Genomic DNA, 26,445 nt, shown 5'->3' with positions numbered 1-26,445 from the left:
ACTCCGGCACTCGCTATGCTCTATCTTTTAATGAGCCTGCGTCAGGAACGCCGAGCGCCCGTTAAGGAACACCATGTCAGCCGCAACCCATAACGTCAAAAAAGTCGCTGAACACCGCCAGCGCATTCTTACTCTGTTGTTGAACAATAAGGAATTGGTCGACGGCATTCTCGGCCGGCCGGGGGATGAACACGCCCTCAGCCAAAGCGAACGGCTGAACCAAACGGCGGAAATTACCGGCCTGCTGGACGACATGCACGCCGCCGACCTGGCGGACCTGCTGGAAGCACTGCCGCAGGACGAACGCATGGCGCTGTGGCGGCTGGTGGGCAACAGCAAGCGCGGCCAGACGCTGGTGGAAGTCGCCGAGCCGGTCTGGGACAGCCTGATCGAGGAAATGAGCGACAAAGACCTGCTCAAGGCGATCAAAACGCTGGATGTCGACGAACAGGCCTACCTGGCGCAATACCTGCCGCGTAACCTGATGGGCCGGTTGCTGACCTCGCTGGAGCCGGAGCAGCGCGCCCAGGTGCGCGAGATGAGCCAATACGCCAAAGACAGCGTCGGCTGGATGATGGATTTCGAACTGGTGACGGTGCGGCCGGACGTCACGCTCGGCGCGGTGCACCGCTTTTTGCGCATGCGCAAAACCATTCCCGACGCCACCGATAAACTGTTCGTCACCGATCGCAAAAACACCCTGCTGGGCGAGCTGCCGCTGACCGCGGTGCTGCTGAACGACCCGGAGATCCCGGTGCGCGAAGTGATGGACAGCGATCCCGCCACCTTTCAGCCCGAAGACAAGGCCGATGATGCAGCCGGCGCCTTCGAACGTTATGACCTGATCAGCGCCCCGGTGGTTGATGCCAAAGGCAAACTGATGGGCCGCCTGACCATCGAAGAGATCGTCGACGCCGTCAACGAAGAGAGTGACACCAATTTGCGCCGCATGGGCGGTTTGAGCCCGGAAGAAGACGTGTTCGCCCCGGTCAGCAAGGCGGTCAAGACCCGCTGGGCCTGGCTGGCGATCAACCTCTGCACCGCATTCATCGCCTCCCGCGTGATCGGCCTGTTCGAACACACCATTTCCCAACTGGTGGCGCTGGCGGCGCTGATGCCGATCGTCGCCGGCATCGGCGGCAACACCGGCAACCAGACCATCACCATGATCGTGCGCGCGCTGGCGCTGCACCAGATCGAAGTCGGCAATATCTCGCGCCTGATGTTGAGGGAGCTGGGCGTCGCCATCATCAACGGCGTAGTGTGGGGCGGCATCATGGGCGTGATCACCTGGCTGCTGTACGGCGACGCGGCGATGGGCGGCGTAATGACGCTGGCGATGCTGCTCAACCTGCTGCTGGCGGCGCTGATGGGCGTGGTGATCCCGATGACCATGCTCAAACTGGGCCGCGATCCGGCGGTCGGCTCCAGCGTGCTCATCACCGCGCTGACCGACACCGGCGGCTTTTTCATCTTCCTCGGCCTCGCCACCCTGTTCCTGCTATAAGACGCTCAAAGCCGGCTCCGCGCCGGCTTTTTCGTCATTCTGTCGCCGGGCCTGCGCTAATGCAGTAAAGTCGGCCCTCCCGGTAGGTTTTCCTCTCACGCTGTACTACCCTTTGCCAATAAATCGTCTTAATTCATTCACGTCATGAATTCAATCACAGGCAGAGGCCATCGGTAAGGGTGTCTATGGAGATCAGCGCGCCGAACACGTTCGGCACACACAAAGGCGTCGTGCTGACGCATTCCCTGTTCGTGGCGCTGGCGACGTTTTTGCTCGCCTTGCTGAGCCTGTCGTTATCCAGTGAGGCTCATCACTTCACGCCGCTGTGGTTCCCGACCGCCGCCGCGATCGCCGTGCTGTATCGCCATCCCCCGCGTCATTGGGGTCTGCCGCTGCTGGCCAGCGGCACAGGCATCGTGCTCGCCAGCTTCCTGCTGTTCGGCCTCAGCGCCATTCCCGTCAAGCTGGCCGCCATCAACCTGCTGGAAGCGGCAGTGTGCGCTCTGCTGCTGCGCCGCACGCTGCCGGCGATCGATCCGCTGAGCGATCTGGGCTGTTGGCTGCGCTTCGTGGTCTGCGCGGTGATATTTACCCCATTGTTCAGCGCGCTGCTGGCCGCCGGACTGACCCCCACGCCGGACCAGACGTTTTGGCAATCGTTCGGCACCTGGTTCATCGCTGAGGCGATAGGGGTGCTGTCGCTGGCGCCGCTCGGGCTCACCTATCACCGCCGCCTGTTGGCTGGGCTGAATCCGTATCCGCTGCTGTTGACCCTGATGGGATCGCTGGCCTTCAGCTATCTGGCGCTGACGCATCTGCCCTTCCCCTTTACCTTCGTCATCCTGCCGCTGCTGTGGGCGGCTATCGCCCTGTCGCGCTTCGAAACCTTCACCGTCTGTTTCTGTACAATCCTGCTGATCACCGTCCTGCTGTCGCTGGGCCTGCTGCGCCTTACCTCTTCCCGGCACACTTTCCTGGGCGAACTCGGCCTCTATCTGCCGATGTTGCTGATCCTGATCCCGGCGCACGCCATGGCGATGGTGATGCACACCTTCCGGGTGGAAAAGCAACATATCGTCGAGAGCGAAAGCCGCTTTCGCAGCGCGCTGGAGTATTCCGCCATCGGCATGGCGCTGGTGTCGCCGGAGGGCAAATGGCTGCAGGTTAACCAGGCGCTGTGCAAGCTGCTCGGCTATCCGCCCGAAAGACTTTATCGCCTGACCTTTCAAGAGATCACCCACCCGGACGATCTGAACGCCGACCTATCCCAACTGCACGAACTGCTCGACGGCCATATCAGCAGCTACACCCTAGAGAAGCGCTATATCCGCAGCGACGGCCAGACGGTCTGGGCGCTGCTGGCGGTCTCGCTGGTGCGCGACGGTGAAGGCCGGCCGTTGTACTTCATCTCTCAGGTGGAGGACATCAGCGACCTTAAGCGCAGCGAGGCGGAGAACAACCGGTTGGTGGAGCGCATCACGCTGGCCAACCAGGTGGGCGGCGTCGGCATCTGGGAATGGGTGATGGGCCAGGAAAACTTCACCTGGGATCAGCGCATGTTCGAACTCTACGATCTCACCCCCGACCAAACGCCGACGCTGGCGTTGTGGCGCACCCTGCTGGTGCCGGAAGATCGCGAGCGCACCGATCGCGAACTGGCCGAGCTCCTGGCGCAGCCGCGGCCATTCATCATGGAGTTTCGCATCACGACGCGCGGCGGCAAAGTGCGCCATATCCGCGGCCAGGGCAACGTGATCCTCGACGATCAGGGTCGGCCGCTGCGCCTGATCGGCACCAATATCGACATGACCGAGCTCAAGAGCCTCGCCGAGGCGCTGCACGAAGAGAAGGAGCGCCTGCACATCACTCTCGACGCCATCGGCGAAGGGGTGATCTCCACCGACAGCCACCTGCGTATCACCTTTATGAACCCGGTGGCGGAACAGATGTGCGGCTGGCCGCTCGAACTGGCGATCGGTATGCCCGTCGCCGGCGTGGTGCGCCTGACCAACGGCAAAGACGGCCCGGAAATCGAAAACCTCACGCAATACCCACGGCAGTGGCCGGCGGATTATGCGCTGGTGCTGCACAGCCGCGACGGGCGTTATTTCGACGTGCAGCAGTCGGTCTCACCGCTGAAAACCCTCGACGGGGAAACCATGGGTGCGGTGATGGTGCTGCAGGACGTCACCGCTTCGCGCGAACTGATGAAAAAACTCAGCTACAGCGCCTCGCACGATGCGCTGACCGGGTTGCCGAACCGCACCCGCTTCGAGAAACAGCTGAAAGCGGCGATCGTCGCCGGCGGGGAACCGTCGTCGCCGCATTCGCTGGTGTTCCTCGATCTGGATCGGTTCAAGGCGGTGAACGACACCGCCGGCCATGCGGCGGGCGATGCCCTGCTGCGGGACATCGCCCAGCTGATGCGGCATCAGCTGCGCCATAGCGACTGCCTGGCCCGGCTGGGCGGCGACGAGTTCGGGCTGATCCTGTACGACTGCCGGCTGGAACAGGCCAAATCGCTGGTGCAGCAAGTGGTTAATCAAATCAGCCAGCACCCGTTCTACTGGGAAGGGAAGATTTACCGCGTCGGCGCCAGCGCCGGCATCACACGCATCAGCGCCGACGCCAAAAGCAGCGAACTGCTGGCGCAGGCCGATATCGCCTGCTACACCGCCAAGCACCAGGGGCGCGGCCAGGTTTATCTGTACGAAACGCGGCAGAAACAGCGACTGGAGCGGCAGCACGAGGTGCTGAGCCTGCAGGAAGTGCAGACGATCATCAGCGAGGGGCAACTGCGGCTGCTGACTCACGCGGTCGCGCCGCCGGCGACGCCGCTGTCGGCCGCGTTTCACCAGGTGAAGCTGCAGGTGATGGCGCCGGACGAGTGCCCGCTGTCGCACGAGGCGTTCATCGCCGCCGCGCAGCTGTACGGCCTGATGCCGGACATCGACCGTTGGACGGCGGCGCAACTGCTGGTGAAATATGCCGACGACATCAAACGCAAAGGGCTGTCGCTCGCGCTGCCGCTGGCTATCGACAGTCTGCTCAGCGCCGACTTCCAGCGCGAGCTGACGGAAACGGTGCGCGCTTCCTCGCTGCCGCCGCAGGCGCTGCTGTTCAGCGTCGACGAGGCCGCGATACTGGAACACGCCGCGCAGTGTCGGGCATTTCTCCGCGAACTGCAGCAGCAGGGCTGCCGGCTGATCGTCAACGGCTTCGGGCATAACATCAATGCGTTCGATGAGCTCAGCGACCAGAGAATCGACATCATTCGCATCGATGAGCGCTTTATCACCAACGTGCACTGCAACCAGATGGACGAGCTGATGGTCGCGATGCTCAACGGCGCGGCGCATCGAATCAAGGCGCAGACGCTCGCCGGGCCGGCCCACCAGCCGGTGACGCTGCAGGCGCTGCGCGATATCGGCATCGATCTGGCGGACGGCGATCAGGTGGCGCTGGAGCAGCCGCTGGCGGTGTTGCTCAGCGACGGTTATTTCGGCATTCGCTAATCCCTCTTCCTCACCGGCGCTGTCGCACGGGCGCCGCCGCACTCCCCCGTATTTCACATTGTGTTAACCCATACGAGATTAGTGATATAAATAACACCTTAGGCTTAAACGATTAAGTAAGATGAATCGCCCATGCGAGTATCAGCGTATCCGTTGATTTTCCTCGACATGTGATGACTCAGGATAAGGGACTATGGAAAAGAAATGGTTTTCCGCCAGGGAACTGATGGGGAAGGCGGGGTTGCCCTCAACCCCACAAGGAGTCAATTTGATGGCCCGGCGAGAAGGCTGGGTCAGTCGCCGCCGCAGCGGCGTACAGGGCAAAGCGCTGGAATACCATATCGACAGCCTGCCATTCGGCGCGCGCAGCCTCTCGGCGTTGCACGAGGCCGATCATCCGGACTACGACGTCAAACGCCAGGATCCAATACGGGTCTGGATCGAGTATTACTACCACCTGACGCCGGCCGAACGGGAAAAGCTGCTGGCGTTCCTGATGCGTGAAGGCATGAGCCGCCTGCTGCAGCTGATCGAGTCCCCCCGCTAGCCACGTTCAACTCTCCCCTTCCGGCGCCCAGCCACCGTTGTGCCACAGGTGCAGCGTGGCGTAAGAGCGCCACGGGCGCCAGCGCTCGGCGTAGCGTTCAATCTGGCGCGGCGTCATGCCAGGGAAACGTTGTTTGATCAAGTAGTCGCCGGCCAGGAACACGTCCGGCCACGACCAGGCGCGCATCGCGATATAGCTGGCGGTCCAACTGCCGATGCCCGGCAGCGCGGTCAGCGCCTTGATGCCCTGTTCGATATCCAGCACGTTATCGAGCTGCAGCCGTCCTTCGCCTAGCGCGCGGGCAATCTCGATCAGCGCCGCCGCACGCTTCACCTGCACCCCGAGCGGGCGCAGTTCTTCGGGCTGCAGCTGCGCCACCCGTTCTGCGGTGGGGAAAACGTGGGTGATGCCCTCATGCGGCGTCGCCAGCGCTTCGCCCCAACGTTCGGCCATCCGCCCGGCGAAGGTCGCCGCCATTTTCACGCTGACCAGTTGCCCCAGCACCGCACGCGTCGCCTGCTCGAAACTGTTCACGCAGCCCGGCAGGCGCAATCCCGGCGCATCGGCCGCCAGCGAGCCCAGCGCCTCATTAATGCGATCCGGCGCGGCGTCCAGATCAAACAGCAAGCGGACCCGGCGCAACACCTCCGTCGTCACCAGACTGAGCGTCGGCGCGATCTCGACCCGAACCCGATTGCGCGCCTCTTCCGGCTGCACGCTGAACCAGCCGCGGTGTTCAGTGCCACCCTGGCTGACGGCGATCGAGCGCAGGTAGCGGCGCCCCTCGACCCGCTCCACGCCCTGCACGGCGCGCGCCTGCAAGAAATTCAGCATGCGCGCCCAGTCATAGGGCGGCCGATAGCCCAGGTGAAACACCAACCCGCTGGCGGCCGCCCGTTCACCGCGCGCGCCGCCGCTGCGCAGCGCCGACGGGATCAGGCGGTAGCGCGCCTTGAACAGCTCGTTGAAACGCCGCAGGCTGCCGAAACCGGCGGCGAACGCCACCTCGCTGAGCGGCAGGTCGGTATCCGCCAGCAGACGCTTGGCCTGTAGCAACCGGTGCGACTGCGCGTAATCGATCGGCGAAGCGCCAAACTGTTCGGCGAAGATACGCCGCAGGTGGCGATCGGAAATGCCCAGCCGCGCCGCCAGCGCTTCGCAGCTGTGCTCGGACAGATAGCCTTGCTCGATGAGCTGCACCGCCACCTGGGCATAGCGGTTGCCCAGATCGATCAGCGCCAGGCCAGGGGCCAGTTCCGGTCGGCATTTGAGGCAGGGGCGAAACCCCGCCAGTTCAGCCGCCGCCGCGCTCGGATAAAAGGTGCAGTTTTCCCGCTTCGGCGTGCGGGCGCTGCACACCGGGCGACAATAGATGCCGGTGGAAGAGACGCCGACGAAAAAACGGCCGTCGAATTTGCGGTCACGCGCGCGCAGCGCGTCGTACAACGCTTGCTGTTGAGTATTCATGGCAACGCTCGGGTTCGGTTTTTTCTGCATTATGGGACTCGGCTGGCGCGCTGACGTGCGGAATTCGGACATTAAGTTAAGCACGCCGCCGCCGCGCCCGCTAAATTTTTCGACACTCGCGCATTGGCGCATTGCCCGCCGGCCCCGTCTCGGGTAAAGTCGCCCCCCTTCATTGGCATGGGGACAAAAAAGAGATGTTTATTGGATTCGATTACGGGACAGCCAACTGTTCCGTTGCAGTGATGCGCGACCACGGCCCCGAGCTGTTGACGCTGGAAAACAACGAGCCGTATCTGCCTTCGATGCTGTGCGCGCCGACCCGCGAAGCGGTGAGCGAATGCCTGCACCGCCATTGGCAGGTGCCGACCGGCAGCGAAGAAAACCAGCAGCTGCTGCGCCGCGCCATCAGTTACAACCGCGAAGAAGACATTCCGGTCAACGGCGACAGCGTGCTGTTCGGCCTGCAGGCGCTGGCGCACTATATGGAAGATCCCGAAGAGGTGTACTTCGTGCGCTCGCCGAAGTCCTTCCTCGGCGCCAACGGCCTGAAACCGCAGCAGATCGCGCTGTTCGAAGACCTGGTGTGCGCCATGATGTTCCACATCAAACGCCAGGCGGAAAACGTGCTGCAGACCGGCATCGATCAGGCGGTGATCGGCCGGCCGATCAACTTCCAGGGCATCGGCGGCGACGAAGCCAACCGGCAGGCGCAGGGCATTTTGCAGCGCGCCGCCGAACGTGCCGGTTTCAAGGACATTGAATTCCAGTTCGAGCCGGTGGCGGCGGGGCTGGACTTCGAGGCGACGCTGAGCGAAGAGCAAACCGTGCTGGTGGTGGACATCGGCGGCGGCACCACCGACTGCTCGGTGCTGCTGATGGGGCCGCAGTGGCGCGACCGCGCCGATCGCCAGCAGAGCCTGCTGGGCCACAGCGGCTGCCGGGTCGGCGGTAACGATCTGGACATCATGCTGGCCTTCAAACAGCTGATGCCGCTGTTCGGCCTGGGCGGCGAAACCGCGAAGGGCATCGCCCTGCCGGCGCTGCCTTACTGGAACGCGGTGGCGACCAACGACGTGCCGGCGCAAAATGACTTCTACAGCGCCGCCAACGGCCGCGTCCTGCGCGATCTGATCCTCGACGCGGCGGAGCCGGAAAAGGTCAAACGCCTGCTGAAAGTGTACCAACAGCGCCTGAGCTACCGATTGGTGCGGGCGGCCGAAGAGAGTAAGATCGCCCTGTCCGGCCAAACGGCCATCAGCGCGCCGCTCAATTTCGTGCAGGCCGATCTGGCGGAGAGCATCAGCCAGGCTCAGCTCGCCGACGCCATTTCGCAGCCGTTGATGCGCATTCAGGAGCAGGTCAGCGCCGCGCTGGCCAGCAGCCAGACCGCGCCGCAGGTGATCTACCTGACCGGCGGCAGCGCACGCTCACCCCTGCTGCGCGCCGCGCTGCAACAGCAGCTGCCGGGCATTCCGATCGTCGGCGGCAACGACTTCGGCTCGGTCACCGCCGGGCTGGCGCGCTGGGCGCAAACGCTGTTCCGTTGACAGCCCAAGGGCGCGGCTCGCCGCGCCCTTGTTCATTGGAGGCTATGCATCATGTCGACCATCCTTACCCTCGACAGCGCCAGGCTGCGGCTGCGCGCCTGGCGCGACGACGATCTGCCGGCCTTCGCCGCGCTTAACGCCGATCCGCAGGTGATGCGCTATTTCCCGGCGACGATGACGGCCGAGGAAAGCCACGCGCAGGCCGAACGCATCCGCGCCTTCATGCAACAACATAGCTGGGGGCTATGGGCGGTGGAAGTGAAAGGCGGCGCGCCTTTTATCGGTTTTGTCGGGCTGGCGCGGCCGGGCGACGATCTGCCTTGCGCCCCCTGCGTGGAGATTGGCTGGCGGCTGGCGGCGGCTCACTGGGGCAACGGCTACGCCGCTGAGGCGGCGCGCGCCGCGCTGGCGTACGCCTTCGACACGCTGCACTTGCCGGAAGTGGTGTCCTTCACCGCCGAAAATAACCAGCCGTCGCGCCGGGTGATGACGCGCATCGGCATGCAGTTTGACGGCGAAACCTTCCTGCATCCGCGCCTGCCGACGGGCCATCCGCTGCAAAAGCACGTCTTGTATCGGCTGAACCGGCAAATGTGGCGCGAACGCCACGGCGATTAATACAGCGTATCCTTCAGCCGCTGCGGCAGCGCGCTGTCGTACTCCTCACCGTCGAAGCGCGTTTGGCTCACCGCGGCCAAAATATGGCCGGGGCTGGGCAGCGCCGAACGTTCGAGGCGGCTGCCCTCTTCCCACAATCCCGAACGCAAGATCGCCCGGCTGCACTGGAAGAACACCGCCTCCACCCGAATGCGCAGCACCGAACGCGGCAGCTGGTTGCGGTGGACGAAGCGCTGCAGCATCGCTGGCGCCACCACGATTTCCGCCCGCCCGTTAATCCGCAGCGTTTCGCCGATGCCGGGGATCAGCAACAGCAGCGCTACCCGGTTGTCGTGCAGGATATTGCGCAGGCTGTCGATGCGGTTGTTGCCGCGACGGTCCGGCAGCAGCAGGGTTTTCTCGTCTTCGATATGGATAAAACCAGCCGGATCGCCGCGCGGAGAAACATCCATGCCGTCCGGCCCGACCGTCGAGAGCGCGGCAAACGGCGCCGCCTCGATAAACGGGCGGTACGCCGGGTGAATATAGCTGACTTCTTTAAAAACCGAGGGCGCGGCGGGTTTGCCGTACAGCTGTTCCAGCGTCGCGAGGTCGTTGATGGTATCACCAGACATTGCGGGTTCCTGAATGGGCCATGTTAACCCCTTCAGCATAGAGCAAAATCGCCACCGGGTAACGCCCCCTACTCGGCGCTGGCGTCGTTCAGCGCCTGAATGTCGTCCGCATCCAGCGTCAGGCGGGTGGCGCTGACCAACTCATCCAGCTGCGGCAACGAGGTCGCACTGACGATCGGCGCGGTGATGCTCGGGCGCGCTATCAGCCAGGCCAGCGAAACCTGCGCCGGGGAGCTGCCGTGTTTGCCCGCCACCTGATCCAGCGCCGCCAGAATGCGGAAACCGCGCGGGTTCAGGTAGCGTTCGACGATGCGATCGCCGCGCTGGCTTTTGCCCTCGTCCGCTTTGCTGCGGTATTTGCCGGTCAGAAAACCACTGGCCAGCGCGAAGAAGTTGATCACCCCGAGGCCATGGCGCTGCGCCACGCCTTCCAGCTCGGCTTCATACCCTTCGCGCGCATACAGGTTATATTCCGGCTGCAGGGTTTCGTAGCGCGCCAATCCGTTGCTCTCGCTCACCCGCAGCGCTTCTTCCAGGCGATCCGCCTGATAGTTGGAGGCGCCGATCGCCCGCACCTTGCCGGCCTTGATCAGCGCATCGAACGCCGCCAGCGTCTCTTCCAGCGGCGTATCGCGGTCATCGTCGTGCGACTGATAAAGATCGATATAATCGGTTTGCAGGCGACGCAGCGAGTCCTCCACCGCCTGCTGAATATAGCGCGGCGACAGCCCCTGCTTGCCTTCGCCCATCGGTTTGCCCACCTTGGTGGCGATGATCACCTGGTCGCGCTTGCCGCTCTTCTTGAGCCATTCGCCGATGACGGTTTCCGATTCGCCGCCCCGGTTGCCCGGCGCCCAGCTGGAATAAACGTCGGCGGTATCGATAAAGTTGAGCTGATTGTCCACCAGCGCATCCAGCAGGCTGAACGAGGTCGCTTGATCCGCCGTCCAGCCGAACACGTTGCCACCGAAGGTTAACGCCGGCACCTGAATGCCTGAACGACCCAGTTGTTTCTTGCTCATCACAAAGGCTCCATGGGTTAAATGATTTGCCTGTTAATTATTAGCGCCAAATACAGGAAATCGTTAAAACGTATTGGCTATAAGCCGGAATAAATCACTTATAAACATAGCACGCGCAAATCACCCACTTATTAAGACAATGCTGACGGTTCCTCCATATTTCCTTCATTTTTATGCCGTCTTCGCTGGCTAAACTAGTATCCTGTAAGGAGTGTCATTTTTGTGGCAATGAGTGCCCGCGCCCCTGCCTTTTGGAGAGAATTTTCACCACCATGAATGCAAAACCCCAACGTCGTTCCCTGCTGCTGCGCCTGCTGGTTGCGGCGATTGCGATCATCGTCGCCGTTCTGGCCTGGCGCCATTTCAGCGCCGCCCAACCGACCGCTGGGACGACGCCGGGCGCGCACCAGGCCGCCGGTAAAACGGGAGCGGGCCGCGCGGCGGGCGGCAGACGCGGCGCGCCGATGTCGCCGGTGCAAGCGGCGACCGCCACGCAACAGACGGTGCCACGCTATCTTTCCGGTTTGGGCACCGCCACCGCCGCCAATACCGTGACCGTCACCAGCCGGGTCGATGGCCAACTGATGGCGATCCACTTTACCGAAGGCCAGCAGGTCAAAGCCGGCGATCTGCTGGCGGAAATCGATCCCCGGCCATTCCAGGTTCAGTTGACCCAGGCTCAGGGGCAGTTGGCAAAAGATCAGGCCACGCTGGCCAACGCCCGACGCGATTTGGCGCGCTATCAGCAGCTGGTGAAAACCAATCTGGTGTCCCGTCAGGAGCTGGATACGCAGGCCTCGCTGGTGCAGCAGACCGAAGGCGCGATCAAGGCCGATCAGGGCGCGGTCGACAGCGCCAAACTGCAGATCACCTACAGCCGCATCACTGCGCCAATCGACGGCCGCGTCGGCCTGAAACTGGTCGACGTCGGCAACTACGTTACCAGCGGCAGCACCACCGGTCTGGTGGTGATCACGCAGACGCACCCGATCGACGTGGTGTTCACGCTGCCCGAAGGCAACATCGCCGATCTGCTCAAGGCGCAAAAAGCCGGGCCGGTGAGCGTCGAAGCCTGGGATCGCACCAACCAGAACAAGCTGACGACCGGTTCGCTGCTGAGCCTGGACAACCAGATTGATACCGCCACCGGCACCATCAAGCTGAAAGCGCGCTTCGCCAACGAAGATGACGCGCTGTTCCCCAATCAGTTCGTCAACGCGCGGCTGCAGGTGGATACCCTGCACGATGCGGTGGTGATCCCGACCGCTGCGCTGCAGATGGGCAACGAGGGCAACTTCGTTTGGACGCTCGGCGAAGACAACAAGGTCAGCAAACATCGGGTCACCGCCGGCGTGCAGGACAGCCGGCAGGTGGTGATCAGCGCCGGTCTCAACGCCGGCGATCGGGTGGTGACCGACGGCATCGATCGCCTGACCGAAGGCATGCAGGTGGAAGTGCTCGCGCCGAGCGAAGCGCCGGCGGCGGCCAACGCCAAGCGCGAACCTGACGTTCAGAGGAAGTCCTGATGCAGGTGATGCCTCCCAACGCCGGCGGCGGTCCGTCCCGCCTGTTTATTCTGCGTCCGGTCGCCACCACGCTGCTGATGGTGGCAATATTGCTGGCGGGGATTATCGGTTATCGCGCGCTGCCGGTGTCCGCCCTGCCGGAGGTGGATTACCCCACTATCCAGGTGGTGACGCTGTACCCCGGCGCCAGCCCGGACGTGGTGACCTCCGCCATTACCGCGCCGCTGGAACGCCAGTTCGGCCAGATGTCCGGCCTGAAGCAAATGGCGTCGCAAAGCTCCGGCGGCGCCTCGGTGGTCACACTGCAGTTCCAGTTGGCGCTGCCGCTCGACGTCGCGGAGCAGGAAGTGCAGGCGGCGATCAACTCCGCCACCAACCTGCTGCCGACCGATTTGCCTTACCCGCCGATCTACAGCAAGGTTAACCCCGCCGATCCGCCGATCCTGACGCTGGCCGTGACCTCCACCGCCATGCCGATGACGCAGGTGGAAGACATGGTGGAAACCCGCGTGGCGCAAAAAATTTCTCAGGTGACCGGCGTCGGCCTGGTGACGCTGGCCGGCGGCCAACGCCCGGCAGTGCGCGTAAAATTGAACGCGGCGGCGGTCGCCGCCTATGGCCTGAACAGTGAAACCATTCGCGCCGCCATCAGCAACGCCAACGTCAACTCGGCGAAAGGCAGCCTTGACGGCCCGACCCGATCGGTCACCCTCTCCGCCAACGACCAAATGAAATCTGCCGACGACTATCGCCAGCTGATCGTCGCCTATCAGAACGGCGCGGCGATCCGCCTGCAGGATATCGCCACCATCGAACAAGGGGCGGAAAATACCCGACTGGCGGCCTGGGCCAACAAGCAACAGGCGATCGTGCTGAACATCCAACGCCAGCCCGGCGTCAACGTCATCACCACCGCCGACAGCATCCGCGAAATGCTGCCGACGCTGATTAAAAGCCTGCCCAAGTCAGTCGACGTCAAGGTGTTGACCGATCGCACCACCACCATCCGCGCCTCGGTCAGCGACGTGCAGTTCGAGCTGCTGCTGGCGATCGCGCTGGTGGTGATGGTGATCTACGTGTTCCTGCGCAACGTGCCGGCGACCATTATCCCCAGCGTGGCGGTGCCGCTGTCGCTGGTGGGCACCTTCGCCGCCATGTACTTCCTTGGCTTCTCCATCAACAACCTGACGCTGATGGCGCTGACCATCGCCACCGGCTTCGTGGTGGACGACGCCATCGTGGTGATCGAGAACATCTCGCGCTACATCGAGAAAGGGGAAAAACCGCTCGACGCCGCGTTGAAAGGGGCCGGCGAGATCGGCTTCACCATCATCTCTCTGACCTTCTCGCTGGTGGCGGTGCTGATCCCGCTGCTGTTCATGGGCGACATCGTCGGCCGCCTGTTCCGCGAGTTCGCCGTCACGCTGGCGGTGGCAATTTTGATCTCCGCCGTGGTGTCGCTGACGCTGACGCCGATGATGTGCGCACGCATGCTCAGCCACGAATCGCTGCGCAAGCAGAACCGTTTTTCCGCCGCCTCCGAACGCTTTTTCGACCGGGTGATCGCGCAATATGGCAAGTGGCTGAAAACGGTGCTTAACCATCCCTGGCTGACGCTCGGCGTGGCCGTGGGCACGCTGGCGCTGACGGTATTGCTGTACCTGCTGATCCCGAAAGGTTTCTTCCCGGTGCAGGACAACGGCATCATTCAGGGCACGCTGGAGGCGCCGCAGAGCGTCTCGTTCAGCAACATGGCCGAGCGCCAGCAGCAGGTCGCGGCGCAGATCCTCAAAGATCCGGCGGTGGAGAGCCTGACCTCGTTCGTCGGCGTCGACGGCAGCAACGCCACGCTCAACAGCGGCCGGCTGCAGATCAACCTGAAGCCGCTGAGCGAACGCAGCGAGCGCATTCCGGCGATCATCAGCCGCCTGCAGCAGCAAACGGCGCAGTTCCCCGGCGTGAAGCTGTATCTGCAACCGGTGCAGGATCTGACCATCGATACCCAGGTCAGCCGCACCCAGTACCAGTTCACCCTGCAGGCAATGTCGCTGGACGATCTCAGCCTGTGGGTGCCGCAGCTGATGGATGAGCTGAAGCAAACCCCGCAGCTGGCGGACGTCACCAGCGACTGGCAGGATCAGGGGCTGGTGGCCTATGTCAACGTCGATCGCGATTCGGCCTCCCGCCTCGGCGTCACCATGAGCGACGTGGACAATGCGCTGTACAACGCGTTCGGCCAGCGCCTGATCTCCACCATCTACACCCAGGCCAATCAATACCGCGTGGTGCTGGAGCACGACGTCAGCACGACACCGGGGTTGGCGGCGCTCAATGAGATCCGTCTGAGCGGCAACGACGGCGCCGTGGTGCCGCTGAGCGCCATCGCCAAAATCGAAGAGCGCTTCGGCCCGCTGTCGGTGAACCATCTCGACCAGTTCCCGTCGGCCACCGTTTCGTTCAACGTCGCCGACGGCTACTCGCTCGGCGAGGCGGTCGACGCGGTCACCCAGGCGGAAAAAAATCTCAATATGCCAAGGGACATCACCACCCAATTCCAGGGGGCGACCCTGGCCTTCCAGGCGGCGCTCGGCAGCACGCTGTGGCTGATTTTGGCGGCGGTGGTGGCGATGTACATCGTGCTGGGCGTGCTGTATGAAAGCTTCATTCATCCGGTCACCATCCTCTCCACCCTGCCGACCGCCGGGGTCGGCGCCCTGTTGGCGCTGATGTTGGCCGGCAGCGAGCTGGACGTGATCGCCATCATCGGCATCATCCTGCTGATCGGCATTGTGAAGAAGAACGCCATCATGATGATCGACTTCGCGCTGGCGGCGGAACGCGAGCAGGGTTTATCGCCGCGCGACGCCATCTATCAGGCCTGTCTGCTGCGTTTCCGGCCGATCTTGATGACCACGCTGGCGGCCTTGCTCGGCGCGCTGCCGCTGATGCTGAGCACCGGCGTCGGCGCGGAGCTGCGGCATCCGCTCGGCGTCTGTATGGTCGGCGGTTTGATCATGAGCCAGATCCTGACGCTGTTCACCACGCCGGTGATCTACCTGCTGTTTGACAAGCTGGCGCGCAACACGCATCGCCAGCTGGATACGCAGGAGCTGCCGTGAAATTCTTCGCCCTGTTCATTCACCGGCCGGTGGCCACCACCCTGCTGACGCTGGCCATCGCCATCAGCGGCGCGATCGGCTTTCGCCTGCTGCCGGTGTCGCCGCTGCCGCAGGTGGATTTTCCGGTGATTTCGATCAGCGCGTCGCTGCCGGGCGCCTCGCCGGAAACCATGGCGTCCTCGGTGGCGACGCCGCTGGAGCGCGCGCTGGGCCGCATCGCCGGGGTTAACGAAATGACCTCGATGAGTTCGCTCGGCAGTACCCGCGTCATTTTGCAGTTCGATCTCGATCGCGACATCAACGGCGCCGCGCGCGACGTGCAGGCGGCGATCAACGCCGCGCAAAGCCTGCTGCCGACCGGCATGCCGAGCCGCCCCAGCTACCGTAAGGTCAACCCTTCCGACGCGCCGATCATGATCCTGACGCTGACCTCGGACACCTACAGCCAGGGGCAGCTTTACGATTTCGCCTCCACCCAGCTGGCGCAGAAGATCAGCCAGACCGAGGGCGTCGGCGACGTTTCCGTAGGCGGCAGCTCGCTGCCGGCGGTGCGGGTGGAGCTGAACCCTTCGGCGCTGTTCAATCAGGGCGTGTCGCTGGACAGCGTGCGGCAGGCCATCGCCAACGCCAACGTGCGCCGTCCGCAGGGCGCCGTGGAAAACCCGCAGCAGCGCTGGCAGATCCAGGCCAACGACGCGCTGAAAACCGCCGATGCTTATCGTCCGCTGATCATTCATTACAACAACGGCTCGGCGGTGCGTTTAGCCGACGTGGCCGAGGTCAAAGACTCGGTGCAAGACGTGCGTAACGCCGGGATGACCGACGCCAAACCGGCGATCATTCTGGCCATCAGCCGCGCGCCGGACGCCAACATCATCGAAACCGTCGATCGCATTCGCGCCGAGCTGCCCGCCCTGCAGGAGAATATCCCGGCCTCGATTCAACTCAACGTCGCGCAGGATCGTTCGCCAACCATCCGCGCGTCGCTGGCCGAGGTGGAACAGTCGCTGGCGATCGCCATCGGGCTGGTGATCCTGGTGGTGTTCATCTTCCTGCGCTCCGGGCGCGCCACGCTGATCCCGGCGGTCGCCGTGCCGGTGTCGCTGATCGGCTCGTTCGCCGCCATGTATCTGTGCGGCTTCAGCCTCAACAACCTGTCGCTGATGGCGCTGACCATCGCCACCGGCTTTGTGGTGGACGACGCCATCGTGGTGCTGGAAAACATTTCCCGCCACGTCGAGGCCGGCATGAAACCGATCAACGCCGCGCTGCTGGGCGCGCGGGAAGTCGGCTTCACCGTGCTGTCGATGAGCGTTTCGCTGGTGGCGGTGTTTATCCCGCTGCTGCTGATGGAAGGCCTGCCCGGCCGGCTATTCCGCGAGTTCGCCGTCACCCTGTCGGTATCGATCGGGCTGTCGCTCATCGTCTCGCTGACGCTCACGCCGATGATGTGTGCCTATTTGCTGCGCCACCAGCCGGCGCGTTCGCAGCGGCGCGCACGCGGCTTCGGCAAAATGCTGCTGGCGCTGCAGCAGGGTTACGGACGCTCGCTGAACTGGGTGCTCGGCCACTCGCGCTGGGTGCTGGCGGTGTTCCTCGCCACCGTTGCGCTCAACGTCTGGCTGTATATCAGCATCCCGAAAACCTTCTTCCCTGAACAGGATACCGGGCGTCTGATGGGCTTTATCCAGGCCGACCAAAGCATTTCGTTCCAGGCGATGCGCGGCAAACTGGAAGACTTCATGAAAATCGTGCGCGAAGATCCGGACGTGGAAAACGTCACCGGTTTTACCGGCGGCTCGCGCACCAACAGCGGTTCGATGTTCATCTCACTGAAACCCCTGTCGGTACGCAGCGACGACGCGCAGAAAGTGATCGCCCGCCTGCGTGCCCGCCTGGCCAAAGAACCGGGCGCCAGCCTGTTTCTGATGGCGGTACAGGATATCCGCGTCGGCGGCCGGCAGGCCAACGCCAGCTACCAATATACGCTGCTGGCGGACGATCTCGCCGCGCTGCGCGACTGGGAGCCGAAGATCCGCACCGCGCTGGCCGCATTGCCCGAGCTGGCGGACGTCAACTCGGATCAGCAGGATAAAGGCTCGGAGATGGATCTAGTCTACGATCGCGAAACCATGGCGCGCCTCGGCATTTCGGTGTCCGACGCCAACAACCTGTTGAACAACGCCTTCGGCCAGCGACAGATTTCGACCATCTATCAACCGCTCAACCAATACAAAGTCGTGATGGAAGTGGCGCCGCCCTACACTCAGGACGTGAGCTCGTTGGACAAAATGTTCATCATCAACAACGAAGGCAAGGCGATACCGCTCTCCTACTTCGCCAGTTGGCGACCGGCCAACGCGCCGCTGTCGGTCAACCATCAGGGGCTGTCCGCCGCCTCGACCATCTCCTTTAACCTGCCGGACGGCGGCAGCCTGTCGGACGCCACCGCGGCGGTAGAGCGCACCATGACTCAGCTCGGCGTGCCGTCCACGGTGCGCGGCGCGTTCGCCGGCACCGCCCAGGTATTCCAGGACACCCTGAAGTCGCAGCTCATCCTGATCCTGGCAGCGATCGCCACGGTGTATATCGTGCTCGGCGTGCTGTATGAGAGCTATATCCATCCGCTGACCATCCTTTCCACGCTGCCTTCCGCCGGCGTGGGGGCGCTGCTGGCGCTCGAGCTGTTCGGCGCACCGTTCAGCCTGATCGCGCTGATCGGCATCATGCTGTTGATCGGTATCGTGAAGAAAAATGCCATCATGATGGTCGACTTCGCGCTCGAAGCGCAGCGCAACGGCGGCATCAGCGCCCGCGAGGCGATTTTCCAGGCCAGCCTGCTGCGTTTCCGGCCGATCATGATGACCACGCTGGCGGCGTTGTTCGGCGCGCTGCCGCTGGTGCTGACCCGCGGCGACGGCGCGGAGCTGCGCCAGCCGCTCGGCATCACCATCGCCGGCGGCCTGGTGATGAGCCAGCTGCTGACGCTGTACACCACCCCGGTGGTCTACCTTTACTTCGACCGGCTGCAGGCGAAGTTCCGCCGCAACAAGCAACTGGCCCCGTTGCCCCATTAATGGCCGACTGATGCTGATGAAACACACCGCCACAGTACGCTGGCAACTCTGGATAGTGGCATTCGGCTTCTTTATGCAGACGCTGGATACCACTATCGTCAACACCGCCCTGCCCTCGATGGCCGCCAGCCTGGGGGAGAACCCGCTGCGCATGCAGTCGGTGATCGTCTCCTATGTGCTGACGGTGGCGGTGACGCTGCCGGCCAGCGGCTGGCTGGCGGACAAGGTCGGCGTACAGCGGGTGTTTTTCAGCGCCATCGTGCTGTTCACCCTCGGCTCCCTCCTCTGCGCCCGCTCGGAAACCCTGAACGAACTGATCGCCTCGCGCGTGCTTCAGGGCGTCGGCGGCGCGATGATGGTGCCGGTCGGCCGCCTGACGGTGATGAAAATCGTGCCGCGCGAGCAGTACATGGCGGCGATGACCTTCGTAACGCTGCCAGGCCAAATCGGCCCGCTGATGGGGCCGGCGCTGGGTGGCTTCCTGGTGCAATACGCCAGCTGGCATTGGATTTTCCTGATCAATATTCCGGTGGGCATCGTGGGCGCCATCGCTACGCTGCTGCTGATGCCCAACTACCAAATGCAGACCCGCCGCTTCGACGTCAGCGGCTTTCTCCTGCTGGCGATCGGCATGGCGTCGCTGACGCTGGCGCTCGACGGCCACAAAGGCATGGGGCTGTCCGGCGGCGCCATCGCCGGCCTGGTGGCGCTGGGCGTGGCGGCGCTGTTGGGGTATGTTTGGCATGCTTACGGCAATAGCCGCGCCCTGTTCTCGCTGCGGCTGCTGCGCACCCCGACTTACAAGATCGGGCTGCTGGCCAGCCTGCTGGGGCGCATCGGCAGCGGCATGCTGCCGTTCATGACGCCGCTGTTCCTGCAGGTGGGCATGGGTTTCACGCCGTTCCACGCCGGGCTGATGATGATCCCGATGATCATCGGCAGCATGGGCATGAAACGCATCGTGGTGCAGGTGGTCAATCGCTTCGGCTACCGCAACGTGCTGGTGGCCGCCACGCTGCTGCTGGCGCTGGTCAGCCTGAGCTTCCTGCTGGTGGCGATGCTCGGCTGGCTGTGGCTGCTGCCGGTGGTGCTGTTCTTCCAGGGGATGGTCAACTCGCTGCGCTTCTCGGCGATGAACACCCTGACGCTGAAAGATCTGCCGGACCGGCTGGCCAGCAGCGGCAACAGCCTGCTGTCGATGGTCATGCAGCTGTCGATGAGCCTCGGCGTCAGCATCGCCGGCATCTTGATCGGCAGCTTCGCCCATCACCAGGTGGTGGCCGATAGCCCAGCCATTCACAGCGCATTTATTTACAGCTACTGCTGTATGGCGTTGATTATCGCCCTGCCCGCGCTCGCCTTCGCGCGCGTGCCGGTCGATAGCGCGCCCAACCGCACGCTGACCAAAGAGCCGGGTACCGGCTCAACGAGGTTGCAATGAGGATAGGCATTACCGGGAAGCTGTTCCTGGCCATTTTCGCTACCTGCATGCTGGTGTTGATCACCATGCATTGGGGGGTGCGCGTCAGCTTTGAGCGCGGCTTTATCGATTACATCAAGAGCAGCAACGAGCAGCGCATCAACATGCTGAGCGAAGCGCTGGAGGAACAGTACAGCCATCATGGCAATTGGATATTCCTGCGCAACAACGATCAGGTGGTCTACCAAATCATGCGTTCGTTCGAACAGAACAGCGACAGCAGCCACAATCTGCCGCCCAAGGGCTGGCGCACCCAGTTTTGGGTGGTGGACAGCCAGTTCAATCGGCTGGTCGGGCATTCCGGCCCGTTGCCGAAAGAGGGGCCGCGCCACCCAATCCGCTATAACAACGAGATCGTCGGCTGGGTGCTCACCACCCCGGTCGAGCGCCTGACGCGCAATACGGACATCAACTTCGATCGCCAGCAGCGGCGCACCAGTTGGATTATCGTCGCGCTCTCCACCCTGTTGGCAGCGGCGGTGACCTGGCTGCTGTCGCGCGGCATGCTGGCCCCGGTCAAGCGCCTGGTGGCGGGCACCCACCGCCTGGCGGCGGGCGATTTCACCACCCGCGTGGCGGTCAGCAGCCAGGATGAACTGGGCAGGCTGGCGCACGACTTCAACCAGTTGGCCACCTCGCTGGAAAAAAACGAGCAGATGCGTCGCGCCTTTATGGCCGACGTGTCGCACGAGCTACGCACGCCGCTGGCGGTGCTGCGCGGCGAGCTGGAGGCGCTGCAGGACGGCGTGCGCCAACCGACGCCGGCGTCGCTCAGCTCGCTGCAGGCTGAGGTATCCACCTTGACCAAACTGGTCGACGACCTGCACCAGCTGTCGCTCTCCGATCTCGGCGCGCTGGCCTATCGCAAGGCGCAGGTGGACTGCGTGCACCTGGTGCAGATCGCCGTCGCCGCCTTCCGCGAACGCTTCCGCGCCAAAGGGCTGGAGATCGTCACCCATCTGCCGGCCCAGGCGCCGCTGTTCGGCGATCCCGATCGCCTGAACCAGCTGTTCAATAACCTGTTGGAAAACAGCCTGCGTTACACCGACGTCGGTGGCCGGCTGGAGATCGGCGCCGAGCTGCAGCCGGGGAGACTGATCCTCTGCTGGCAGGACAGCGCGCCGGGCATCAGCGATCAGCAACTGACGCGCATTTTCGAACGCTTCTATCGGGCGGAAGGTTCACGCAACCGCGCCAGCGGCGGCTCAGGGCTGGGGTTGGCGATCTGCCACAACATCGTGGAAGCGCACGACGGGAAAATCCGCGCCGAGCATTCGCCTTTAGGCGGCGTGCGCATTACAGTAGAATTTGCTACCCCGATAAAAAATAAGGCGCCCTGATGGACATTCAGAATCAACCCGTGCAGATCATGATTGTTGAAGATGAGCCCAAGCTGGGCCAGCTGCTGGTGGATTATCTGCAGGCGGCGGGCTACGCCACCCGCTGGCTGACCAACGGTAATGAAGTGGTGCCGACCGTGCACCAGCATCCGCCGGCGCTGATCTTACTCGACCTGATGTTGCCAGGGGCCGACGGCCTGACGGTGTGCCGCGAGCTGCGCCGCTTCAGCGACGTGCCCATCGTGATGGTGACGGCGAAAATCGAAGAGATTGACCGCCTGTTGGGATTGGAGATCGGCGCCGACGATTACATCTGCAAACCTTACAGCCCGCGTGAAGTGGTGGCGCGGGTGAAAACCATCCTGCGCCGCAGCTATCGGCCGCAGGAGAACGCGCGGGAAGATGATCTGCTGCACATCGATGAACCGCGCTTCCAGGCCAGCTATCAGGGGCAGTTGCTGGATCTGACGCCGGCGGAGTTCCGCCTGCTGAAAACGCTGGCCAGCCAGCCAGGCAACGTGTTTTCTCGCGAGCAGCTGCTGAACAACCTGTACGACGACTACCGGGTGGTCACCGACCGCACCATCGACAGCCACATCAAAAACCTGCGCCGCAAGCTGGAACTGATCGACGGGGAAAAATCCTTTATTCGCTCGGTATACGGTGTGGGCTACCGCTGGGAAGCCGAGCCCTGCCGGTTGATGAATGGGGTTTAGAGGGAAATCAGCGCGTCCAGTCTTCAACCGCCAACCCGGGCACCATGGCGAATGCGCGATCGTTGGTCACCAGCGTCGCGCCACGGCTCTGCGCGTGAGCGGCGATCAGTTGATCCATCGCGCCCATGATTTTGCCCTTTCTCCCCATGTTTGCCCGCATTTCACCGTAGCAGCGGGCGGCCTCGCGATCCCATGCATAGACCGTCACCGCAGCAAGAAAGGCCTCGACCATGCTTTGCAACGCTTTGTTCCGCCGTTTGGCCACACCGTAAAGCAGTTCCGCCTCCGTGACGCTGGAAATACATACGGCAGAAGGCGGGAGCTTTTGCATGACGTTAAGCACCTGCGGATGCTGCCGAAACAAGTGGCTGACGGTGTTGGTATCAAACATGTACATCGCCTACTCTTCCTCTGAGAATGGATCGCGGTCTGCAACCCCTTGCTGACGATCTTCCGCGCCAAGAAACTCTTGCGGCACCGGCGTTTGGGCGATAATGCTCAGCAGCGGTGCCCAGCTGTCCGGCTTTGCCGGATATTTGGATAAAATCACGTTTCCCTCCCGATCGCGACGGATATACACACGATCCGTATCAAATTCAAATTCCACCGGTAACCTCACCGCCTGATTTCTACCGTTTTTAAACAGCTTGGCGATTCTTTCCATCTCGACACTCCACAGCAGGCATAGGCCAAAGCATATGCCTGCAGCGCGTCGATGCCAAGATCTATCGCTCACTTTTCACTCACCTTTACGTAGCGGGCAAACGGTAACGCGCAATGCTGCTCGATGAAACCACGTAATTGTCATTATGCGGCGCACTGCGCAATCACCGCGCCTTTCCTTAGCTTCCCGTGCGGCGCCGGGCTCACCGAATGAAAACTCCGCGCCGGCGCAAAAAAACTGCGCATTTTTTCGACTAAGCTGCTGTGAGGTTTAGCCGCCGATTTTCAAGCGATTGGCTACACTTACATCACGAATCGGAACCTACAGGAGAAGAACCATGGCAATCGGTCATTACGAGCTGAAAAAAGCAAAGAACGGACAGTACCACTTCAACCTGAAAGCCAGTAACGGCGAAATTATTCTGGCCAGCGAGATGTATGCCAGCAAAGCCTCGGCGGAGAACGGCATCGCCTCGGTGCAGACCAATTCACCGCACGAAGCGCAGTACGAACTGAAGCACAGCGCCAGCAATCAGCCCTATTTTGTGCTGAAGGCCAAGAACCATCAGGTGATCGGCGTCAGCGAAATGTACAGCTCCGAAAGCGCGGCCAAAAACGGTATCCAGTCGGTGACGAAAAACGGCCCGACCACCGATATCCGCGATTTGAGCGCCTGATCCCCCGTTTCGCCCGCGCGGTGGCCGCCACCGCGCGTTTTCCGTTTGACCGGGATCAATCTCCCTTGAATAAATCCGGTTAACTGCTGATTTCTTGCCGCGCTGCGGCTACAATCCCCCGCTTTTACTGCGCCATCAGGTGGCGTGGTGCTGACCTGAAATCAGACCGAGACACACTATGTTTACACCGGAACTTCTCTCCCCGGCCGGAACGCTGAAAAACATGCGTTACGCCTTTGCCTACGGCGCCGATGCGGTTTACGCCGGCCAGCCGCGCTACAGCCTGCGGGTACGCAACAACGAGTTCAACCACGAGAATCTGGCGCAGGGCATCAACGAAGCGCATGCGCTGGGCAAAAAATTCTACGTGGTGGTGAACATCGCCCCGCACAACGCCAAGCTGAAAACCTTCTTGCGCGATCTGAAGCCGGTTATCGATATGGGCCCGGATGCGCTGATCATGTCCGATCCTGGCCTTATCATGATGGTGCGCGAAGCCTTCCCGCAGATGGACATCCACCTGTCGGTGCAGGCCAATGCCGTTAACTGGGCGACGGTGAAGTTCTGGAAGCAAATGGGCCTGACCCGCGTGATCCTGTCGCGCGAACTGTCGCTGGAAGAGATTGCCGAGATCCGCGCCGAAGTGCCGGACATGGAGCTGGAGATCTTCGTCCACGGCGCGCTGTGCATGGCCTACTCCGGCCGCTGCCTGCTGTCCGGCTACATCAACAAACGCGATCCCAATCAGGGTACCTGCACCAATGCCTGCCGCTGGCAGTACAAGGCGGAGGAAGGCAAAGAGGACGACACCGGCAATATCGTGCACCTGCACGAACCGATCCCGGTGCAGACCGTCGAGCCGACGCTGGGCATCGGCGCGCCGACCGACAAGGTGTTCATGCTGTCTGAAGCGCAAAAGCCAGGTGAATATATGAGCGCCTTCGAAGACGAACACGGCACCTATATCATGAACTCCAAGGATCTGCGCGCCATCCAGCACGTAGAGCGTCTGACGCAGCTCGGCGTGCATTCGCTGAAGATCGAAGGGCGCACCAAGTCCTTCTACTACTGCGCCCGCACCGCCCAGGTCTACCGCCGCGCCATCGACGACGCCGTTGCCGGCAAACCGTTCGATCCGACCCTGCTCACCACGCTGGAAGGCCTGGCGCACCGCGGCTATACCGAAGGCTTCCTGCGCCGCCACGTGCACGAAGCGCAGCAGAATTACGAATACGGCTCTTCGCTCTCCGAGCGCCAGCAGTTCGTCGGCGAGTTCACCGGCGTGCGCCGCGAAGGCTGGGCGGAAGTCGACGTGAAGAATAAATTCTCACTCGGCGACAGCGTCGAGATGATGACGCCAGGCGGCAACGTGCTGTTCACCCTCGAAAGCATGCAAAATAAGAAAGGCGAGCCGATTGAGGTCGCGCCGGGCAACGGCCATATCGTTTATTTGCCGATCCCGCAGGATATTGATCTCAATTATGCATTGCTGATCCGCAATTTGGCGGAAGAAAATAGCGCCGGAGCCTAACAATCAATCGTCGCCATTCGGCGGCGATTTTTAGCAAATATTAGAATTGGATCACATCAATGTGCCCGCAGCTTGGTTACTATCACGCTGCTTAAAACGAACAACGAAAATATTTGCATAGCAATACTAGGAACCACCTCCTTAGCCGGCTCAATCTCCCTTGGGCTGGCTTTTTCTTTATGGGTCCGCCATTGCCGCCGGTGCGCCTATTTTTCATTACGTTTTCCCGTTATCCATTTTAATAAAAATAATAACGCCACATCGATATATAAATAACGCTATAGCGATTAATCCTGCCGCCATTAAAATTCCGCTTATTGTCAGGTTAAATTCAGATAAATTCGCATCGTCTTCATATTCACGGCACAATAGGAAATAACCGGAATTAGCTGAATATTCTGATGGCTTGGCGGCGTAGGCTGGTTTATCTTGAGGCATTCTTGGTTTTCCGCCGGAGGAGATCGGTAATGCCTCAACACTCACATGCAGCCGCCCTGCTTATTCTCAACGGCAAGGGCGCCGGCAACGAAGAACTGCGTCAGGCGGTCACACGGCTGCGCGAAGAGCAAATCACGCTGTACGTGCGCGTGACCTGGGAGCACGGCGACGCCGCGCGCTACGTCGCGGAAGCTGCACAACTCGGCGTCGGCACCGTCGTCGCCGGCGGCGGTGACGGCACCATCAACGAAGTGGCCGCCGCGCTGGTGCAGCTGCCGGCGCATAACCGGCCGGCGCTGGGCATTCTGCCGCTCGGCACCGCCAACGACTTCGCCATGGCGTGCAATATCCCCCCATCCCCCGAACTGGCGCTGCAGCTGGCGATCAAGGGCCGCTCGGTACCGATCGATCTGGCGAAGGTCAACGGCGAGCGCTACTTCATCAACATGGCCACCGGCGGCTTCGGCACCCGCATCACCACCGAGACACCGGAGAAGTTGAAGGCGGCCTTGGGCGGCGTGTCCTACTTCGTGCACGGCTTGCTGCGCATGGATACGCTGCAGGCCGACCGCTGTGAAATCCGCGGGCCGGACTTCCGCTGGGCCGGCGAAGCATTGGTGATCGGCATCGGCAACGGCAAGCAGGCCGGCGGCGGCCAGGAACTGTGCCCCAGCGCGCTGATCAACGACGGCCTGCTGCAGCTGCGCCTGCTGATCGCCGATGAACTGCTGCCGGCGCTGGTCGCCGCCCTGTTCAACGACGAAGAGAGCAACAGCATCCTCAGCGCGGCGCTGCCGTGGCTCGAGATCGACGCGCCGCATGAGATGACCTTCAACCTCGACGGCGAACCGCTCAAAGGCCGCCATTTCCGCATCGAAGTGTTGCCGCAGGCCATCGAATGCCGCCTGCCGCCTAACTGCGCCCTGCTGGGCTGACCTTGTCGGGCGCAGCCGCTGCGCCCCACTTCTTCCCCTCCGTTCATCCGCTTCCACTCGCGATCAAATGTGATCCTCTCCGGCAAATTCATCAACTCATACTTGT

General features: G+C 62.5%; 20 protein-coding genes. 14 read left to right on the top strand and 6 right to left on the bottom strand.

What is annotated here, in order from left to right:
• Positions 1–73: 73 nt before the first annotated feature.
• The 3 genes from mgtE (at position 74) to RE418_RS12590 (ending at position 5,569) form a co-directional block, all read left to right on the top strand.
• Positions 74–1,507, top strand: a complete 1,434-nt coding sequence (gene mgtE / locus RE418_RS12600) for a magnesium transporter (RefSeq protein ID WP_049204844.1) — start codon at positions 74–76, stop codon at positions 1,505–1,507.
• Between the two features lie 185 nt (positions 1,508–1,692).
• Complete coding sequence (locus RE418_RS12595) at positions 1,693–5,022, top strand: diguanylate cyclase (RefSeq protein ID WP_089181205.1); 3,330 nt, start codon at positions 1,693–1,695, stop codon at positions 5,020–5,022.
• A gap of 193 nt (positions 5,023–5,215) precedes the next feature.
• Positions 5,216–5,569 (top strand): DNA-binding protein, encoded by a 354-nt coding sequence (locus RE418_RS12590; protein WP_025303853.1) that lies wholly within the window; start codon positions 5,216–5,218, stop codon positions 5,567–5,569.
• Between the two features lie 6 nt (positions 5,570–5,575).
• Here RE418_RS12590 and alkA read toward each other — a convergent pair whose 3' ends face one another.
• Entirely contained in the window at positions 5,576–7,066 is a 1,491-nt protein-coding gene (gene alkA, locus RE418_RS12585; RefSeq protein ID WP_025303854.1) for a DNA-3-methyladenine glycosylase 2, read from the bottom strand.
• A 164-nt stretch (positions 7,067–7,230) separates the two neighbouring features.
• On the opposite strand from alkA, the gene yegD reads away from it, so the two are divergent.
• Together yegD and RE418_RS12575 are read left to right on the top strand one after the other, a co-directional pair.
• Positions 7,231–8,583, top strand: a complete 1,353-nt coding sequence (gene yegD / locus RE418_RS12580) for a molecular chaperone (protein WP_025303855.1) — start codon at positions 7,231–7,233, stop codon at positions 8,581–8,583.
• Between the two features lie 51 nt (positions 8,584–8,634).
• Entirely contained in the window at positions 8,635–9,201 is a 567-nt protein-coding gene (locus tag RE418_RS12575) for a GNAT family N-acetyltransferase (protein WP_089181206.1), read from the top strand.
• Here RE418_RS12575 and RE418_RS12570 read toward each other — a convergent pair.
• Complete coding sequence (locus RE418_RS12570) at positions 9,198–9,815, bottom strand: pyridoxamine 5'-phosphate oxidase family protein (RefSeq protein WP_025303857.1); 618 nt, start codon at positions 9,813–9,815, stop codon at positions 9,198–9,200. The genes RE418_RS12575 and RE418_RS12570 overlap by 4 nt on opposite strands.
• A 68-nt stretch (positions 9,816–9,883) precedes the next feature.
• Positions 9,884–10,837: an aldo/keto reductase gene (locus RE418_RS12565; RefSeq protein ID WP_049204848.1), complete on the bottom strand. Its 954-nt coding sequence runs from the start codon at positions 10,835–10,837 to the stop codon at positions 9,884–9,886.
• Positions 10,838–11,109: 272 nt separating this feature from the next.
• Here RE418_RS12565 and RE418_RS12560 point away from each other — a divergent pair, with 272 nt between their 5' ends.
• From RE418_RS12560 to baeR, 6 genes are read left to right on the top strand one after another with little or no spacing between them, the layout of a single operon-like run.
• On the top strand, positions 11,110–12,363 hold the full coding sequence (locus RE418_RS12560; protein ID WP_025303859.1) for an MdtA/MuxA family multidrug efflux RND transporter periplasmic adaptor subunit: 1,254 nt from the start codon (positions 11,110–11,112) through the stop codon (positions 12,361–12,363).
• Positions 12,363–15,482 (top strand): MdtB/MuxB family multidrug efflux RND transporter permease subunit, encoded by a 3,120-nt coding sequence (locus tag RE418_RS12555; protein ID WP_049209523.1) that lies wholly within the window; start codon positions 12,363–12,365, stop codon positions 15,480–15,482. The genes RE418_RS12560 and RE418_RS12555 overlap by 1 nt, the downstream gene beginning before the upstream one ends.
• Positions 15,479–18,559 (top strand): multidrug efflux RND transporter permease subunit MdtC, encoded by a 3,081-nt coding sequence (gene mdtC, locus RE418_RS12550; protein WP_049296100.1) that lies wholly within the window; start codon positions 15,479–15,481, stop codon positions 18,557–18,559. Before RE418_RS12555 ends, mdtC begins: the two co-directional genes overlap by 4 nt.
• A gap of 10 nt (positions 18,560–18,569) precedes the next feature.
• On the top strand, positions 18,570–20,000 hold the full coding sequence (locus tag RE418_RS12545) for an MFS transporter (RefSeq protein WP_213928385.1): 1,431 nt from the start codon (positions 18,570–18,572) through the stop codon (positions 19,998–20,000).
• Positions 19,997–21,379: a two-component system sensor histidine kinase BaeS gene (gene baeS, locus RE418_RS12540; protein ID WP_049204856.1), complete on the top strand. Its 1,383-nt coding sequence runs from the start codon at positions 19,997–19,999 to the stop codon at positions 21,377–21,379. The genes RE418_RS12545 and baeS overlap by 4 nt, the downstream gene beginning before the upstream one ends.
• Positions 21,379–22,095: a two-component system response regulator BaeR gene (baeR, locus tag RE418_RS12535; RefSeq protein ID WP_004941568.1), complete on the top strand. Its 717-nt coding sequence runs from the start codon at positions 21,379–21,381 to the stop codon at positions 22,093–22,095. Before baeS ends, baeR begins: the two co-directional genes overlap by 1 nt.
• A gap of 7 nt (positions 22,096–22,102) precedes the next feature.
• Here baeR and RE418_RS12530 read toward each other — a convergent pair whose 3' ends face one another.
• The gene (locus tag RE418_RS12530) at positions 22,103–22,492 is read right to left on the bottom strand and encodes a type II toxin-antitoxin system VapC family toxin (RefSeq protein ID WP_025303864.1); all 390 of its coding nucleotides are present in this window, start codon (positions 22,490–22,492) and stop codon (positions 22,103–22,105) included.
• Between the two features lie 3 nt (positions 22,493–22,495).
• The gene (locus RE418_RS12525; protein ID WP_004941563.1) at positions 22,496–22,759 is read right to left on the bottom strand and encodes an antitoxin; all 264 of its coding nucleotides are present in this window, start codon (positions 22,757–22,759) and stop codon (positions 22,496–22,498) included.
• Between the two features lie 337 nt (positions 22,760–23,096).
• Here RE418_RS12525 and RE418_RS12520 point away from each other — a divergent pair, with 337 nt between their 5' ends.
• Entirely contained in the window at positions 23,097–23,435 is a 339-nt protein-coding gene (locus RE418_RS12520) for a YegP family protein (RefSeq protein ID WP_016926703.1), read from the top strand.
• Positions 23,436–23,613: 178 nt separating this feature from the next.
• Positions 23,614–24,966 carry a tRNA 5-hydroxyuridine modification protein YegQ gene (gene yegQ, locus RE418_RS12515; RefSeq protein WP_025303865.1) on the top strand — a complete coding sequence of 451 codons (1,353 nt, stop codon included), beginning with the start codon at positions 23,614–23,616 and terminating at the stop codon, positions 24,964–24,966.
• Positions 24,967–25,182: 216 nt separating this feature from the next.
• Here yegQ and RE418_RS12510 read toward each other — a convergent pair whose 3' ends face one another.
• Positions 25,183–25,404, bottom strand: a complete 222-nt coding sequence (locus RE418_RS12510) for a hypothetical protein (RefSeq protein ID WP_141998673.1) — start codon at positions 25,402–25,404, stop codon at positions 25,183–25,185.
• A 29-nt stretch (positions 25,405–25,433) separates the two neighbouring features.
• Between RE418_RS12510 and yegS the strand changes: the two genes are divergently transcribed.
• Positions 25,434–26,339 (top strand): lipid kinase YegS, encoded by a 906-nt coding sequence (yegS, locus tag RE418_RS12505; protein WP_043137977.1) that lies wholly within the window; start codon positions 25,434–25,436, stop codon positions 26,337–26,339.
• The last annotated feature ends 106 nt before the right edge of the window (positions 26,340–26,445 follow it).

The sequence above is a fragment of the Serratia sp. szju genome (assembly GCF_044594185.1).
Taxonomy (GTDB): domain Bacteria; phylum Pseudomonadota; class Gammaproteobacteria; order Enterobacterales; family Enterobacteriaceae; genus Serratia; species Serratia bockelmannii.
The sequence above is the reverse complement of the archived record's forward strand: the minus strand, read 5'-3'. Positions and strand labels throughout refer to the sequence as shown.